At 59.1% G+C, this 14,810-nt stretch carries 17 protein-coding genes; 10 read left to right on the forward strand and 7 right to left on the reverse strand.

Going from position 1 to position 14,810, the window contains the following annotated elements:
* The 3 genes from FHK92_RS07245 (at window position 1) to FHK92_RS07255 (ending at window position 3,544) form a co-directional block, all read left to right on the forward strand.
* Entirely contained in the window at window positions 1–408 is a 408-nt protein-coding gene (locus tag FHK92_RS07245) for a YybH family protein (protein WP_181287469.1), read from the forward strand.
* 51 nt (window positions 409–459) lie between these two features.
* Window positions 460–1,965 carry a purine-cytosine permease family protein gene (locus FHK92_RS07250; protein WP_181287699.1) on the forward strand — a complete coding sequence of 502 codons (1,506 nt, stop codon included), beginning with the start codon at window positions 460–462 and terminating at the stop codon, window positions 1,963–1,965.
* Window positions 1,966–2,155: 190 nt separating this feature from the next.
* On the forward strand, window positions 2,156–3,544 hold the full coding sequence (locus tag FHK92_RS07255; protein ID WP_181287470.1) for a sodium:solute symporter: 1,389 nt from the start codon (window positions 2,156–2,158) through the stop codon (window positions 3,542–3,544).
* A 292-nt stretch (window positions 3,545–3,836) separates the two neighbouring features.
* On the opposite strand, the gene FHK92_RS27745 is transcribed toward FHK92_RS07255, so the two are convergent.
* Both FHK92_RS27745 and ptrR read right to left on the reverse strand, forming a co-directional pair.
* Window positions 3,837–3,965, reverse strand: coding sequence for a PA1414 family protein (locus FHK92_RS27745; RefSeq protein ID WP_256222727.1), 129 nt, complete (start codon window positions 3,963–3,965; stop codon window positions 3,837–3,839).
* A gap of 138 nt (window positions 3,966–4,103) precedes the next feature.
* Entirely contained in the window at window positions 4,104–4,997 is an 894-nt protein-coding gene (gene ptrR, locus FHK92_RS07260; RefSeq protein ID WP_181287471.1) for a putrescine utilization regulator PtrR, read from the reverse strand.
* A 103-nt stretch (window positions 4,998–5,100) separates the two neighbouring features.
* Here ptrR and FHK92_RS07265 point away from each other — a divergent pair, with 103 nt between their 5' ends.
* On the forward strand, window positions 5,101–6,273 hold the full coding sequence (locus tag FHK92_RS07265) for an MFS transporter (RefSeq protein WP_181287472.1): 1,173 nt from the start codon (window positions 5,101–5,103) through the stop codon (window positions 6,271–6,273).
* Here the strand turns inward: FHK92_RS07265 and FHK92_RS07270 are convergent, their stop codons facing one another.
* Together FHK92_RS07270 and FHK92_RS07275 are read right to left on the reverse strand one after the other, a co-directional pair.
* On the reverse strand, window positions 6,274–7,728 hold the full coding sequence (locus FHK92_RS07270; RefSeq protein WP_181287473.1) for an NCS1 family nucleobase:cation symporter-1: 1,455 nt from the start codon (window positions 7,726–7,728) through the stop codon (window positions 6,274–6,276).
* Between the two features lie 403 nt (window positions 7,729–8,131).
* A complete protein-coding gene (locus tag FHK92_RS07275) occupies window positions 8,132–8,968 on the reverse strand; it encodes a CvfB family protein (protein ID WP_181287474.1) in 837 nt (278 codons plus the stop codon).
* A 330-nt stretch (window positions 8,969–9,298) separates the two neighbouring features.
* Between FHK92_RS07275 and FHK92_RS07280 the strand changes: the two genes are divergently transcribed.
* From FHK92_RS07280 to FHK92_RS07290, 3 genes are all read left to right on the forward strand, one after another.
* Window positions 9,299–9,487 carry a hypothetical protein gene (locus FHK92_RS07280; RefSeq protein ID WP_018607615.1) on the forward strand — a complete coding sequence of 63 codons (189 nt, stop codon included), beginning with the start codon at window positions 9,299–9,301 and terminating at the stop codon, window positions 9,485–9,487.
* Window positions 9,488–9,684: 197 nt separating this feature from the next.
* The gene (locus FHK92_RS07285; protein WP_181287475.1) at window positions 9,685–10,395 is read left to right on the forward strand and encodes a TorF family putative porin; all 711 of its coding nucleotides are present in this window, start codon (window positions 9,685–9,687) and stop codon (window positions 10,393–10,395) included.
* A gap of 81 nt (window positions 10,396–10,476) precedes the next feature.
* Window positions 10,477–11,343 carry a DUF6279 family lipoprotein gene (locus tag FHK92_RS07290; RefSeq protein ID WP_181287476.1) on the forward strand — a complete coding sequence of 289 codons (867 nt, stop codon included), beginning with the start codon at window positions 10,477–10,479 and terminating at the stop codon, window positions 11,341–11,343.
* 126 nt (window positions 11,344–11,469) lie between these two features.
* Here FHK92_RS07290 and FHK92_RS07295 read toward each other — a convergent pair whose 3' ends face one another.
* Window positions 11,470–11,862: a hypothetical protein gene (locus FHK92_RS07295; protein ID WP_030141150.1), complete on the reverse strand. Its 393-nt coding sequence runs from the start codon at window positions 11,860–11,862 to the stop codon at window positions 11,470–11,472.
* A 188-nt stretch (window positions 11,863–12,050) separates the two neighbouring features.
* On the opposite strand from FHK92_RS07295, the gene FHK92_RS07300 reads away from it, so the two are divergent.
* The 3 genes from FHK92_RS07300 to FHK92_RS07310 all read left to right on the forward strand — a co-directional run bounded on the left by FHK92_RS07300 (window position 12,051) and on the right by FHK92_RS07310 (window position 13,818).
* A complete protein-coding gene (locus tag FHK92_RS07300) occupies window positions 12,051–12,782 on the forward strand; it encodes a DUF899 domain-containing protein (RefSeq protein WP_181287477.1) in 732 nt (243 codons plus the stop codon).
* A gap of 441 nt (window positions 12,783–13,223) precedes the next feature.
* The gene (locus FHK92_RS07305) at window positions 13,224–13,526 is read left to right on the forward strand and encodes a type II toxin-antitoxin system RelE/ParE family toxin (protein ID WP_181287478.1); all 303 of its coding nucleotides are present in this window, start codon (window positions 13,224–13,226) and stop codon (window positions 13,524–13,526) included.
* Window positions 13,519–13,818, forward strand: coding sequence for an addiction module antidote protein (locus FHK92_RS07310; RefSeq protein WP_181287479.1), 300 nt, complete (start codon window positions 13,519–13,521; stop codon window positions 13,816–13,818). The genes FHK92_RS07305 and FHK92_RS07310 overlap by 8 nt, the downstream gene beginning before the upstream one ends.
* 117 nt (window positions 13,819–13,935) lie before the next feature.
* On the opposite strand, the gene FHK92_RS07315 is transcribed toward FHK92_RS07310, so the two are convergent.
* Both FHK92_RS07315 and FHK92_RS07320 read right to left on the reverse strand, forming a co-directional pair.
* On the reverse strand, window positions 13,936–14,394 hold the full coding sequence (locus FHK92_RS07315; RefSeq protein ID WP_181287480.1) for a hypothetical protein: 459 nt from the start codon (window positions 14,392–14,394) through the stop codon (window positions 13,936–13,938).
* Window positions 14,395–14,428: 34 nt separating this feature from the next.
* Window positions 14,429–14,707, reverse strand: a complete 279-nt coding sequence (locus tag FHK92_RS07320; RefSeq protein WP_181287481.1) for a hypothetical protein — start codon at window positions 14,705–14,707, stop codon at window positions 14,429–14,431.
* Between the last annotated feature and the right edge of the window lie 103 nt (window positions 14,708–14,810).

Below are 14,810 nucleotides of genomic sequence, written 5' to 3' on the forward strand. Positions count from 1 at the left end.
ATGAACGATCGAGACCAAGTCCTCGAGGCCGCCGCCAAACTGGTGTCGGCCTTCGCCCGCAATGACCGCGACGCCTATTTTGGCGCGTTCACGGCCGATGCGAGTTTCGTGTTCTACACCCTCGAACACCCCCTGCTGTCGCGCGATGCCTACCAGGTGTTGTGGGATCTCTGGCGGTCCGAGGATGGCTTCGAGGTGCTGAGCTGCACCTCGAGCAACGCCTTCGTCAGCCTGCAAGGGGACGTGGCGATTTTCATCCATGACGTGGCCACCGAGCTGCGCATGCAAGGGGAGCTTCACTTTAGCCAGGAGCGCGAAACCATTGTGTTTCGCCAAGAACAACAAGGCCTATGGCTGGCCTGTCATGAACATTTGTCCGCAATGCCGGAAGGGCTGCCACCCCCTTAGCCAAGCAGGCGACGTTCACGCACGATGAGCGCGCCTCGATGATCGGAGCAGATCATGCATAACAATAACGATAAAAGCCTTACGCAGATTGAAACCAACGGGGTCGAGCAGATCCCGGACCATGAACGAACCGCCGGCCCGGGTGATCTGTTTCGGCTGATCTTCGGCGGCGCCAACACCTTTGCCACCGCCGTGCTCGGGAGTTTCCCGGTGCTGTTCGGCCTTTCGTTCCAGGCCGGGGTCTGGGCGATTGTGCTGGGGGTGTTGGTCGGTTCGATCATCCTCGCGCCGATGGGCCTGTTCGGCCCGCTCAACGGCACCAACAACGCGGTGTCTTCCGGTGCGCACTTCGGCGTGCACGGGCGGATCGTCGGATCGTTCCTGTCGCTGCTGACCGCCATCGCGTTCTTCTCGCTGTCGGTATGGAGCTCGGGCGATGCACTGATCGGCGGCGCCAAGCGACTGATCGGCGTACCGGAAACCGACCTGAGCCTGGGCCTGGCGTACGGCCTGTTCGCCCTGCTGGTATTGACGGTGTGCATCTACGGCTTCCGCTTCATGCTGTGGGTCAACCGCATCGCCGTGTGGGCCGCCAGCCTGTTGTTCCTGCTGGGCATCTTCGCCTTCGCGCCAAGCTTCGACAGCCAGTTCGCCGGCACGGTCGCCCTCGGCCAGCCGGGTTTCTACGCCGCCTTCATCGGCGCGGCGCTGGTCGCGATGAGCAACCCGATTTCTTTTGGCGCCTTCCTGGGTGACTGGTCGCGCTACATTCCGCGCAACACGCCCAAGCCGCGCATCATGCTGGCCGTGATCGCCGCGCAACTGGCGACGCTGATCCCGTTCCTGTTCGGCCTCGCCACCGCCACCATCGTGGCGATCAAGGCGCCGGACTACATCGCGGCCAACAACTACGTGGGCGGGCTGCTCGCAGTTTCGCCGACGTGGTTCTTCCTGCCGGTGTGCCTGATCGCGGTGATCGGTGGCATGTCCACCGGCACCACGTCGCTGTATGGCACCGGGCTGGACATGTCCAGCGTGTTTCCACGGCTGCTGTCGCGGGTCAAGGCGACGCTGCTGATCGGCGTGCTGTCGATCGCCTTCATCTTCATCGGTCGCTTCGCGGCGAACCTTGTGCAAAGCGTGTCGACCTTCGCCGTGCTGATCATCACCTGCACCACGCCGTGGATGGTGATCATGATCATCGGCCTGTTGGTGCGCCGCGGCTTCTACTGCCCGGATGACCTGCAAGTGTTCACCCGCGGCGAAACCGGCGGGCGCTACTGGTTCAGCCATGGCTGGAACTGGCGTGGCCTGGGGGCGTGGATTCCCAGCGCATTGGTCGGCCTGTGCTTCGTCAACCTGCCGGGGCAATTCGTCGGGCCGCTGGGCGAACTGGCCGGCGGGATCGACATCAGCCTGCCGGTGACCCTGGGGTTGGCCTCGGTGGTGTACCTGACGTTGTTGGGGCTGTTTCCAGAACCGGCGGCCGTGTATGGGCCGCAGGATCCGCGGAGCACAGATCCGCTCACCCCGTCAGAACTGCGGCAGACCGCCTGACTGACCAATTCCCGTGGCGAGGGAGCTTGCTCCCGCTGGGTTGCGCAGCGACCCCAAGGTTTTCCGACTTGAAAAGCGGCGACTGCTGCGCAGTCGAGCGGGAGCAAGCTCCCTCGCCACAAAAGCTCGTTCGCCAGGGACAGCAGCACTTCATCCCGTACATAAAAAATAAAATCGGAGACACGCCATCATGGCCTTGGATTTAATCGTCGTTCTCATCTACGCCACCGGCATGATCGCCCTCGGCTGGTACGGCATGCGCCGCGCCAAGACCCGTGACGACTACCTCGTCGCCGGGCGCAACCTCGGCCCGGGCTTTTACCTGGGCACCATGGCCGCCACCGTGCTGGGCGGCGCATCGACCATCGGCACCGTGCGCCTGGGCTATGTCCACGGCATTTCCGGATTCTGGTTGTGCGGCGCCATCGGCCTGGGCATCGTCGGGCTGAGCCTGTTCCTTGCCAAGCCGTTGCTCAAGCTCAAGATCTACACCGTGACCCAGGTGCTGGAGCGCCGCTACAACCCGGCCGCGCGCCACGCCAGCGCATTGATCATGCTGGTCTACGCGCTGATGATCGGCGCCACGTCGACCATCGCCATCGGCACGGTCATGCAAGTGCTGTTCGGCCTGCCCTTCTGGGTTTCGATCCTGGTGGGCGGCGGCGTGGTGGTGCTGTATTCCACCATCGGTGGCATGTGGTCGCTGACCCTGACCGACATCGTGCAATTCCTGATCATGACCATCGGCCTGGTGTTCTTGCTGATGCCGATGTCCATCAGTGACGCCGGCGGCTGGGACGCGATGGTGGCGGCCTTGCCGGCGCGCTATTTCGATTTCACCGCCATTGGCTGGGACACCATCGTCACGTACTTCCTGATCTACTTTTTTGGCATCTTCATCGGCCAGGACATCTGGCAGCGGGTGTTCACCGCCCGCAGCGAAGGCGTGGCCAAAGTCGCCGGCACCGCCGCCGGCCTGTACTGCGTGCTCTACGGCCTGGCCGGCGCGCTGATCGGCATGGCCGCCAAGGTGTTGCTGCCGGACCTGGAAAACGTCAACAACGCCTTTGCGAGCGTGGTGCAACACAGCTTGCCCAACGGGATCCGCGGCCTGGTGATCGCCGCAGCCCTCGCGGCGCTGATGTCCACCGCAGCGGCGGGCCTGCTCGCGGCGTCCACCACCGTTGTCCAGGATCTGCTGCCACGTCTGCGCCAGGGCCGTGAAAGCGGCAACGGCGACGTCCATGAAAACCGCATCGCGACCCTGCTGTTGGGCGCGGTGGTGCTGGCGATCGCACTGGTGGTCAGCGACGTGATCAGCGCCCTGACGCTGGCCTACAACCTGCTGGTGGGCGGCATGCTGATCCCGCTGATCGGCGCCATCTACTGGAAACGCGCGACCACCGCGGGCGCGATCACCAGCATGTCGCTGGGCTTCGTGACCGCGCTGTTCTTCATGTTCAAGGATGGTCTGGACGCGAATACGCCGATCTATTACAGCCTGAGCGTGGCGTTGGTGAGTTTTGTGGTGGTCAGCCTGCTGTCACCACGGTCGAACGTGGTGGCCAAGGCGGTTTGATAAGAGGAGTACGAACGGTTTTCTTCGAGGGGTATGGCGTCGGTGGCCATACCCCTTTTTTTGCCAAACATGGGTCCCCAGTGGCGAGGGAGCTTGCTCCTGCTGGGCTGCACAGCAGCCCCAAGATGCATCCATCACCACAGTGTGCCAGACAGGACGCCGGGGCCTGCTTCGCAGTCCAGCGGGAGCAAGCTCCCTCGCCACAGGGTTCACATCGCAAATAAAAAGATCGCAGTCCCGGGCTGTTTCAACTGAAACAGCCCGAGACTGCGATCTCTCTAAAAAAGTGGGTTTACCGGCGGCGCGGCTGGCGGCGGCGTTGCTCGTCGTCAGTGCGGATCGGTATCGGCTGCATGGGCGGCTCGATCAGTCCAAGCGCGACACCCAGGTCATGAAGCCAGTTCTGGATTTTCTCTTTCATCGTGGTGCCCCCTCAGGTGGTGCGAGCGGCAGATTTCTGTGGCCCCTTCGCACTGATAATAGTCCGAAGTCCTGTTCAATGCTCGTTACAGATTGCAATGATCTGTTACTGAATTGATCCAAATCCCAGGTGGTGAGTTCAAGCCGATTGCGCCGGGATCATTGGCGCGCGCGGCCAGTCTTGTTGTTGCAATTCGACCCAGGCGTTCAGGTTGGCGCCAACCATGCCTTTGCGCCACATCAACCACGTTGTCGCGCTGGCAAACGGCTCGGCCAGCGGATGCACCCTCACGCGCTCGCGACCCGGCAGGCTGGCGAGCATCGACTCGGACATCAGCGCCACACCGGACCCGGCGATGACACACGCGAGCATTCCTTGATACGACTCGATCTCCATCGCCCGGCCCATGGTTGCATGGTCGTGGGCGAACCAGGCTTCCAGGCGCATACGGTACGAACAGCCACGCCGGAAGGTGAACACCGCGCGACCCTGAACGTCCAGCGCACTGCGCACTGACGGATGATCGGCCTCGGTGATCAGCACCAACCGCTCGTCGCACAACGGCACGCCATCCAATCCCGCCAGTTCCAAAGGACCATCCACCAGCGCCGCATCGAGGCGATTGGTGAGCAGGCCTTCAAGCAATTCTCCGCTCGGTCCCGATTGCACTTGCAGGTTCACCGCCGGATAAGCCCGGTGATAAGCCGCCAGCAGGTCCGGCAAATGCGTCGCCGCCGTGCTGTACATCGTGCCGAGGACAAAATCCCCGGCCGGCTGGCCGCCCTGCACCGCCGCGTGGGCTTCGTCATGCAGGGCGAACAGCTTGGTCGCATAGTCCAACAAGACTTTTCCCGCAGGCGACAACTGCAACCGCTGACGCTCTCTTAGGAAAAGATCCACGCCCAACTGCTCTTCGAGCTGCTTGAGCCGCGTCGACAGGTTTGACGGCACCCGGTGCAGACGCTCGGCGGCCCGAGTGATGGAACCCTCTTCGGCCACCGCTTGGAAAATCCGTAACTGGCTGAACTCCACGACCCTCTCCAAAAAAGAACAAGTTACTCACTATTATTCATTTTTAATGAAAGTCAATCAGTCCTAGCCTGACGGTCAATCACCTCGACGCCGGAGATCGACCATGTCGCCCTTGATTCGCCTGCTCGCCAGCTTCATTGCCCTGATGATGGCCATGGGCATCGGCCGCTTCGCCCTTACACCGCAGTTACCTCATTTGATCGGCGAAGGTCAGGTGGACTTGACCGCCGCCGGTCTGATCGCCGCCGCCAACTACCTGGGTTATTTCCTCGGTGCGCTGGACGCCATGTTCGCCCGTCGCCCGGAACAGGTGCGGCGACGGCTGCTCGGCGGCCTCTGGCTGTGCGTGCTGCTGACCCTGGCGTCGTTCTGGGCCTGGGGCTTCTGGCCGCACCTGGCGTTGCGCTTTGGCACGGGCGTGGCGAGTGCCTGGGTGATGGTGATGATCACGGCCCTGAGCCAACCCTTGGCCGCGGCGGCGGGACGGCCACGGCTCGGCGCACTGGTATTCGCCGGACCGGGATTGGGGATTTTTCTCACAGGGTTGTTGGCCCTTGGCTCGAACCTGCTGGGCCAGACCTCCGATGTGTTGTGGCTGGTGTACGCCGGGGCTGCACTGGTGATGTTGCTCGTGATCCTGCCGGTCCTGCCAAAACCTGCGCCGACGGCATCCCATGCTGCGCCCGCCGTTGTATCCAGCAATAACGGCATCGCCCGACTCGGCGTGGTCTACGCCTTGTACGGCGTGGGCTACATCATTCCAGCGACGTTCCTGTCGCAGATGGCTTCCGCGCAATTCCACGGGCAATGGCAAGCGGATCTGTTCTGGCCTTGCTTCGGCCTGGCCGCTGCCATCGGTGTACTGCTGGTGAGCCTGCGCCGGCCCAACCCGAACACCACCAGCCGCTGGCTGACGGCGACGCTGTGGTTGCAAGCCGCTGGTGTGTTTGCCTGTCTGCTGGGCAGCGGCGCAGGATTGGCGCTGGGCGTGCTTCTCTGTGGCACGCCGTTCCTGGCCTGCATGCAGCTGGTGATGCTGCGCTCCCGAGAGCTGGCACCCCACGCCACCCAGCGCAACGCAGGTCTGTTGACCGCCTGCTTTGCCATTGGCCAACTCAGCGGCCCCTTGCTGGCGGCGCTGAGCAGCCATTTCAGCGGCGGCCTGCAACCCGCACTGATCATTGCCGGCAGCGGCTTGGTGCTGGCGGGCGGCCTGTTGCTGCAGCCCGCCAACCAAAACGCAGCGAAACGCTGCGCCCAAACTGCCCTGCGTTGATCAGGCCTGGCCTGCCGGGTTCAGCGAGGTGTTCAGTTGTGGGAAAGGTTCGCGTCGCGCCAAGGCGAAATACAACACGCCGCCGAGGAAACAACCGGTGAACCAGGCAAAGTTGGCCATCGGTTGAAGGAACGGCGTGAAAGTGATCGCCACGCCCATCAGCGTCGCCGGGATCAACGCCTTCACCGCCGTCCAGTTGATTCCCCCGCTGTAGTAATAACGCCCAGTCGGGCCGTCATTGAACAGTGCGTCGACATCGATCTGCTGTTTTTTGATCAGGTAGTAATCCACCAGCAGGATGCCAAACAGCGGGCCGATAAACGCCGCCAGCACGTCCAGGGTGTAGTGGATCACTTCAGGGTTATTGAACAGGTTCCACGGCGTGATGAAAATCGAGGCCACCGCCGCAATCATGCCGCCGGCGCGCCAGCTGATCTTGCTCGGCGCGACGTTGGCGAAGTCAAAGGCCGGGGAGACGAAGTTGGCGACGATGTTGATGCCGATGGTCGCGGTGACGAAGGCAAAGGCGCCCAGCAGGACGGCAACGTTGTTGTCGATGCGCGCCACGGTGGCGATCGGATCGTGGAGCATCTCACCGAACACCGGCAACGTGCCGGAAACGATCACCACGGTCACCAGGGAGAACGCCAGGAAATTCACCGGCAACCCCCAGAAATTGCCGCGACGTACGTCAGACATACTCCGGCAGTACCGACTGAAATCACCGAAATTCAAGGTTGGACCGGAAAAGTACGACACCACCAGAGCCGTCGCCACGATCACTTGTCCGAATGCCTGCCAGCCGGACAGCGATTTTTCCGCCAAGGTAAAACTGATGTTGCTCCAACCAGCCTTCCAGACGATCCAACCGGCCAGCAAGAACATCACGGCGTATACCACCGGCCCGGCCCAATCGATAAAACGACGGATCGACTCCATGCCCGTCCAGAACACCAATGCCTGGACGAACCACAGGCTGAGGAAACCGAACCAGCCCAGGTAGGACAAACCGGCAAAGTGAGGCGTCGCGTAGGCTTCCATCGAAGGAAAAAACCGCAGGACTACGATGATCAGCGCACTGGAGGCCAGGTACGTCTGGATCCCATACCAGGCTACGGCGATCAGCCCGCGAATGACCGCCGGGATATTCGCCCCGAACACGCCAAATGCCAGCCGGCAAATGACCGGATAAGGCACCGCCGCCTGTTGGCTCGGCTTGGCGACCAGGTTGGCGATCAACTGCACGATGCAAATCCCGCCCAGTAACGCAATCAGCACCTGCCAACTCGCCAGGCCCAAGGCGAACAGGCTGGCGGCAAACACATAACCGCCGACGCTGTGCACATCACTCATCCAGAACGCGAAGATGTTGTACCAATTCCATTTCTGCGGCAGCGGGCCCAGGTCTTCGTTATAGAGACGGGGGCTGTAGCCGTTGGGCAATTGCTCGGACATTGCGGGGCTCCTTAGGGTGCCGCCGTGCCCCCGAGTTGATTGTCCACCACACTGCGCACGGGAGCCGGCGTGGTTTGTATACGGGTTGCTAGGCAGAATGCGTGCCATGGGCGCTGGATGCGAGACAAACCGTGCTTTTCAGCGCAGGTAAAAACCGAATGAACACAGCAGAACGCCCACGAACGGGGCGCGGATGCATGCTTAAGGTGCAGGGATTTTTGTATACAGCGAAGATTGTGGCGAGGGGATTTATCCCCGCTGGGCTGCGGAGCAGCCCCAAAATAACCACTCAATCTGGCAGGTACACCGAGGCGTTCGAATCAGGGCTGCTTCGCAGCCCAGCGGGGATAAATCCCCTCGCCACAGGATGACCTAGCCAACGGTGGTTTGCTCGGCCTAACGATCAAGTCAGCTCAATACGATCAGCATGAATGACAATCTGCCCATTCTTGTACAGCGCACCAATGGCCTTCTTGAAGTTGCCCTTGCTCACGCCAAACAGACTGCTGATCAACACCGGGTCGCTCTTGTCGCTGACCGGCAGCGTGCCGTTGTTTTCACGCAACTTGGCAAGGATCTTCGCGTTGAGGCTGGTGGCCGCTTCCTGGCCCACCGGCTGCAAACTCAAACTGATCTTGCCGTCCGGACGGATTTCCTTGATGAAACCCTTTTCCTGCTTGCCGGCGCGCATGAACTTGAAGATTTCGTTCTTGTGGATCAAGCCCCAGTGCTTGTTGTTGATGATCGCCTTGAAGCCCATGTCGGTGGCTTCGGCGACCAGCAAATCAACTTCCTGCCCAGGCGTGTAGTTGGCCGGGGTCTTGTCCAGATAACGATCCAACCGCGCCGTGGCGGTGATGCGGCGGGTGTGCTTGTCGAGGTAGACGTGCACCACGCAGTACTCGCCCGCCGTCAGCTGGCGTTTTTCTTCGGAATACGGCAGCAGCAGATCCTTTGGCAGGCCCCAGTCCAGGAACACGCCAATGCTGTTGACTTCAACCACTTTCAGGCTGGCGAATTCCCCAACCTGGACTTTCGGTTTTTCCGTGGTGGCGATCAGTTTGTCGTCGCTGTCCAGATAAATGAAAACATTGAGCCAGTCTTCATCTTCACTGGGAATATCCTTGGGGATATAACGGTTGGGCAGGAGGATTTCACCGTCCGCACCGCCGTCCAGGTATAAACCGAAGTTGGTGTGTTTAACCACTTGCAAACTGTTGTAGCGCCCGACTAAAGCCATTTCCAAATACCCTCATTGCGTGGGCGGCATTCTACCCGGTTTTGCGGTGCGATTCGTGACGTTGAAAGATCTGACCGCGTAGGCCTTGATTTTCAAGGGTTTTCGCCCTTGACAAAGCCATTCGTCAGACGGCGAAGGGCTCGATCCGCCCCGTTTCAGCTTTGTATAAAAGGAACGGTTGTTATTTAAAAACAGTGGCTTAGCGGTAATAAACGGGCATGAATCGGTCAATATTCAGGCCTTGTCGAAAATAATCCAAGGGGATATTTGCCAAGCAATTGTCAAGTATTTCCTGTACGATGCCTGGCCCAATTAATTATCCATAGGTTAATGGCCGTCATGCGCGTAAAAGCATCCAACAGCAAAGCAAAGCCAGCTCCAGCCGTTGAAACCAGCGAGTCGATCAACGACCAAATTGCTGCGTTCCTCAAGTCCGGCGGTGAAATCCAGCAGATTGCCAAAGGTGTCAGCGGCCAGACCTTCGGTCCGTCCAAGCAGATCAGCCTGGGCAAGAAGTAATCCCCCGCGTCACCTGGTCCCAAAGCGCTTTGAATCCCGAAGCGCTTGGGCTGGAACCCCTCTCCTGATATCCATTCCCGCAGAAATCGACGAACGGCCATCGCTGCCGAACATTCGCCGGTATGCTTGCACCTCTCTAGCTCAAGCGTTCCAGCTTGGTTACGGTTCCCTGCTCCTCGCTATTGATGGAGTGAAGCATGCGCATTCCTGTTGTCCTGCTGACGTTCAGCCTGCTCGCTTGCCCCTTTGCCTATGGGCAGGTATTCCAGCGCGAGCTCGGTGACTTCGACCTCAAGCTTGGCACAACTCCCAGCCGCAGCATGGCCCAAGGCCTTGTCACACCGTCGAGCACCGGCTCGTTCCACGGCGGCCTGGACCTGAGCCACGACAGTGGCTGGTACGTCGGACAATGGTCACCCAGTGCCGGCTACTCCGCCGACCTTGAAGTCGATTCCTACATGGGCTTCAAACACCCTTTCGACCAGACCCTGGGCTACGAAGTCGGCCTGATCCACTACAGCTACCCCACCGTCGACACCCTCGACAGCCAGGAATTCTATGGCGGCCTGACCATCCTCGGCAGCCGCTTCGGTGCGGCGTTGAGCAACGACCCGGATAAACAGAACAGCACCCTGTTTGCCGACCTCGGTGGCAACGTGCCCTTCGGCATCGGCATCAGCGCCAAATACACCACCCACCAACTCAATACTCCAGTCTCGGTGGAAGACGGTTATGTAGGCAGTTTCAGTGACTGGTCGCTGAAAATTTCCCGTCCGTGGCGGGGCATCGACCTGGACCTGATCTACAGCGACTCAAGCCTCAGCGGTGCCAGCTGCTCGGCGTACTCCGGCCACAACAGCGAATGCGATAGCCTGCTGACCCTGAAGATGGCCCATCCTTTTTACTAAGCGTTACTTATTCAATCGGCTGAACTGCCGCGCGCCTGCCATGCTCAAACAAAGCACCTCCGCTTTCGCAAGGACTCGCTCATGTCGCGCTGGTTAACACGCACCGCCATGTTCCTCGCCCTGCTGCTGACACTCACCGCTTGCAGCCGTGTCGGCCTGGCCTACCGCAACCTCGACCTGATCATTCCCTGGACACTCAACGATTACCTGGAGATCAACGGTCAGCAAAAAGACTGGTTCGACGATCGCCTCAAGGAGCACTTGAGCTGGCATTGCACCACGCAATTGCCCGGCTACCTGGACTGGCTCGACCGCCTGAAGACCATGGTGCAGACCAACCAGGTGACTGATGAAGCCTTGCAGCAGCGTACCCGCGAGGCCAAGGCCGCGATCGCCGACACCGCCCGGGAGATCACACCTTCGGCCATCGAGTTATTGCAGGGCCTGAGCGACGAGCAGGTCGCCGACATGGACGCCGCGTTCGTCAAGGACCAGCGCAAGCGGCAGCGTGAATACCTGAAGCCGACTTTGGAACAGCAGATCAAGGAGCGCGCCGAGCGCATGGTGAAACGCCTCGACGACTGGATCGGCCCGATCAACGACGCACAGCGCCAGCGGGTGATGGCTTGGTCCACCGCCCTGGGCGACCAGAACCAGCAATGGATCGCCAACCGCGCCCACTGGCAAAACCAGTTCAGCGAAGCCGTCGCCCAGCGCCACAGCCCCGACTTTCCGAAACGCATCGAGCAATTGCTGGTCAACCGCGAAAGCCTGTGGACACCTGCTTACCGCGAGGCCTACAACAAAACCGAAGCCCAGGCCCGCAGCCTGCTGGTGGACCTGATGGCCAACAGCACCCCGGCGCAGCGTGAACGGTTGTTGCAAAAGATTGATGGGGTGAAGAAGGATTTCAGTGATCTGAAATGCTTGAAGGCAGCACGATCCTGAATCCACTGAGGATCCAATGTGGGAGCGAGCCTGCTCGCGAAAGCGGCCTGGCAGGCAAAGATAGGTTACCTGTCAGATTGCTTTCGCGAGCAGGCTCGCTCCCACATTGGGATTCGGCCAGACTTGTCAGGCAATCTGCGCCTTCGAAGCCAGATCATCAAAGGTAAACTCATCCAGCGCATCTTCCTGCTCATCCAGCACCTGGCGCGGATGATCATTGCCCGGAATGCTGCTGTCGATCAGGCTCAACAACCGCGAGCCGCGAGGCGTCAGCACGAAATTCTCGCCGTTGCCGCCCTCCTCCTCTGGCCGGGGCTCGATATACCCACGCTCCAGCAGTAATTTTTCGTACTCCCCGGCGACCGCTTTCAGATGATCGAGGTTCTCGATTTCCTCGCCCTGAGCCGCCTTTTCCGCCGCGTGCTGCTCCGCGTAGGGCCGAGGGGTAAAACTGTGGCCGGCGCCGTTCTGCACTTCGTGGAGCAACCGTTCGATCAAGTCCCAGTTATAAGTCGTCATCCTGGTCCATCCTCTAAAGCTTAAGAGAGAGATGCCTACCTAACGTGTGACCGAAGCGGTTCAGCGCCGTTCAGCCGGGTTTTCGACCGCCCTTATCCACAAGCCGACCAACGGTTTGTCGAATCCGCCGCCAGCCAAACGACTAACCGTTGCAATCGTCGGTAAATCCATCCCTGAGGAGAAGCCCCATGAACATCGAGCACCATCAGGTCGTCTCGCGTGAAGAATGGCTCGCCGCCCGCCGCGAACACCTGGCCCACGAAAAAGCCTTCACCCGTGAACGAGACAAACTCAGCGCCGAACGCCGCGCCCTGCCCTGGGTAAAAATCGACAAACCCTACCGCTTCCAAGGTCCCCACGGCGAACTGAGCCTCGCCGACCTGTTCGGCGGCCGCAGCCAACTGATCATCTACCACTTCATGTTCGGCCCCGGCTGGACAGAAGGCTGCCAGGGCTGCTCCTTCCTCTCCGACCACATCGACGGCGCCAACCAACACCTGGCCCACCACGACGTCGCCGTGGTCGCCGTCTCCCGCGCCCCCTTCGCCGAATTCCAACCTTTCAAACGCCGCATGGGCTGGGCCTTCGACTGGGTCTCGTCGCAAGGCTGCGACTTCAACTATGACTTCGGTGTCAGCTTTAAAACCGAAGACACCGCCGCCGGAATAGCCACCTACAACTACGAAAAAACCGACACCACCGAAGGCGAACTCCCAGGCCTGAGCGTCTTCTATCGCAACGAAGCCGGCGACATCTTCCACACCTACTCCACCTATGCCCGTGGCCTCGACATCCTGGTCGGCACCTACAACTACCTCGACCTGACGCCCAAGGGCCGCAATGAAGACGAGATCATGGATTGGGTGCGGCATCATGATAAGTATGAAGAGGCCAAGCCGCGTGGTTGCTGCCATAGCTGATGCGCCAAGCAGCCCAGTCGAGCGCGATCCCTGTGGTGAGGGAGCTTGCTTCCGCTCGACTGCGCAGCGGTCGCTTGCTTTAAGCCGACAAATGCTAGGCCAAACGTCCTACACAAAGCTCGGAAAGCGGTGTCTTGTGGCACTGGAGCGGGCCAGCCTATAGTCCCTCGTCGCTCAAAAAGACGACCGGGTTTGGCGACCCGCATCAACAGAGAGGCTCATCAACTTCCGAGGCTCTTGCTATGACCAGATACATGCCCATCACTGGCGTCGACTGTGATGGATGTAATTGGGAGGCGGTTGCGGGCGCAAGCTGCTGAGTAACGAAAACGGGCGACCTCTGGGTCGCCCGTTTCACTTTCTAAATAGTGGAGTAACAAGGCACACGCTTGACCTTGAACATGCAGCCTTGCTTTTTCTGTATTTTATAGACTACATTTTATGAAGAAAATCGAATCCAGCAAATTCCGATCCTGGCTGAAAAAGCTCAAGGATGACACCGGCAGAGCTCGTATCACTTCACGGATCAATCGACTGATAGAGGGTTTACCTGGCGATGTCGCTCCAGTCGGCCATGGTCTCAGTGAGCTACGAATTCACTACGGGCCTGGCTACAGGGTGTACTTTTACCAGCAGGCCGATGTGCTGGTGATTCTACTCTGTGGCGGCGACAAGGGCAGTCAGAGCCGCGACATTGAAGCCGCCCACCAGATAATGCAGGCGTGGAGAGCACAAAATGACTGACACTTTTACAGAATTCGACCCCGCAGAATACCTCAGCACTCCCGAGGCCATCGCGGAGTTCATGAGCGATGCCCTGGAAACCGGCGATGCAAGTTATATCGCCAAAGCGATGGGCGTAGTCGCACGAGCCAAGGGGATGACCGAATTGGCCAGGGAAACGGGCCTGTCGCGCGAACAGCTATACCGTTCCTTCAGCGAGCACGGTAATCCCACTCTAAAAACGCTTCTGGCGGTCATGAAGGCACTTGGTGTCGATATGACGGCTCGGCCACACACGCACACTGCGTCGTAGTCCTAATGGAAAGGTGAGGAAACATCCCTCAGGGACAGACCACGTTTTCTATCTGAGAAATGCACAGATAACGTGGTCTGTCCCCGGTTCTACCCGATTAAGTTTAATTTCTACAACTCACCAAACCTCATGAGTCTCAGCTCTGTAATTCTTTTCAATACGCTCAACAAGCAATGGCGCACTGATAATTCCTTCCGTAGGATACCTTAGCTCATCAGGCCTAAATTCCCTTTCGAGACGAGATGACTCTTTACCATCCCACAACCAAAGCGAGCCACCCGGACCGCCATTCCTAGAGCGGAATATAGGAAATACTTGTAAGCTTTCGGGAACTGGGACATTTTCAACAACGGATAGGAGGCCTTGATTTACCGCACTTTGAACAACAAAAAATGCAGAAAACTGTGGCTCCCTCTCAACCACCGCTGAAAAATCTTTTGGCTTTTCATTATAAAAACCTGGAAAGACACGAATTAGAAAACCGAACTCCGGATGCTTGCGGGTAACTTGCGCATAGGCGACGCCTTGCGCGGTCAACACCTGCAAAATGTCGCCCAACTTTACTTTCTTGGCCATTTAAAAACCCTCATATCCAGCTTTTTTCAGCAGCTCAGCACCGCGAATCAAACCCTTGCTCGTACTTGGTCGGATTTTTGATAGACGATATGGAATTTATTTTATTGATTAACGTGCCGCCATCCTTTTCAAGGCCATGGTAATCGATAAGTGTTTGCTCTACTGCCCGTGCGTCAGCACGAGAAATATCGTCAAGCCCTCTGATTTTTGTAATCACTATACCTTTTTCTCTAAGGTGAGCCTGACCACGCTTAACGATGTCATCGGTTATTCCGACATAACGAGTCACGCCATCAATAACGCAGTTATACACACCAGTCTTTCCGCCTATGGACGAAAAAAGGGGACGGATTTGAATGGCACTTACTTAACAGCTAACTAGCTGATACGCCTGCAAAAAATGAAAAAAGGCTGGC

It is taken from the genome of Pseudomonas brassicacearum subsp. neoaurantiaca, assembly GCF_013608025.1.
GTDB lineage: Bacteria > Pseudomonadota > Gammaproteobacteria > Pseudomonadales > Pseudomonadaceae > Aquipseudomonas.

Bases quoted from the DNA above. Each gene is read 5' to 3' on its own strand.
- FHK92_RS07245 (WP_181287469.1), top strand. From the start codon at position 1: ATGAACGATCGAGACCAAGTCCTCGAGGCCGCCGCCAAACTGGTGTCG.
- FHK92_RS07255 (WP_181287470.1), top strand. From the start codon at position 2,156: ATGGCCTTGGATTTAATCGTCGTTCTCATCTACGCCACCGGCATGATC.
- FHK92_RS27745 (WP_256222727.1), bottom strand. From the start codon at position 3,965: ATGAAAGAGAAAATCCAGAACTGGCTTCATGACCTGGGTGTCGCGCTT.
- FHK92_RS07265 (WP_181287472.1), top strand. From the start codon at position 5,101: ATGTCGCCCTTGATTCGCCTGCTCGCCAGCTTCATTGCCCTGATGATG.
- FHK92_RS07270 (WP_181287473.1), bottom strand. From the start codon at position 7,728: ATGTCCGAGCAATTGCCCAACGGCTACAGCCCCCGTCTCTATAACGAA.
- FHK92_RS07275 (WP_181287474.1), bottom strand. From the start codon at position 8,968: ATGGCTTTAGTCGGGCGCTACAACAGTTTGCAAGTGGTTAAACACACC.
- FHK92_RS07280 (WP_018607615.1), top strand. From the start codon at position 9,299: ATGGCCGTCATGCGCGTAAAAGCATCCAACAGCAAAGCAAAGCCAGCT.
- FHK92_RS07285 (WP_181287475.1), top strand. From the start codon at position 9,685: ATGCGCATTCCTGTTGTCCTGCTGACGTTCAGCCTGCTCGCTTGCCCC.
- FHK92_RS07290 (WP_181287476.1), top strand. From the start codon at position 10,477: ATGTCGCGCTGGTTAACACGCACCGCCATGTTCCTCGCCCTGCTGCTG.
- FHK92_RS07295 (WP_030141150.1), bottom strand. From the start codon at position 11,862: ATGACGACTTATAACTGGGACTTGATCGAACGGTTGCTCCACGAAGTG.
- FHK92_RS07300 (WP_181287477.1), top strand. From the start codon at position 12,051: ATGAACATCGAGCACCATCAGGTCGTCTCGCGTGAAGAATGGCTCGCC.
- FHK92_RS07305 (WP_181287478.1), top strand. From the start codon at position 13,224: ATGAAGAAAATCGAATCCAGCAAATTCCGATCCTGGCTGAAAAAGCTC.
- FHK92_RS07310 (WP_181287479.1), top strand. From the start codon at position 13,519: ATGACTGACACTTTTACAGAATTCGACCCCGCAGAATACCTCAGCACT.
- FHK92_RS07315 (WP_181287480.1), bottom strand. From the start codon at position 14,394: ATGGCCAAGAAAGTAAAGTTGGGCGACATTTTGCAGGTGTTGACCGCG.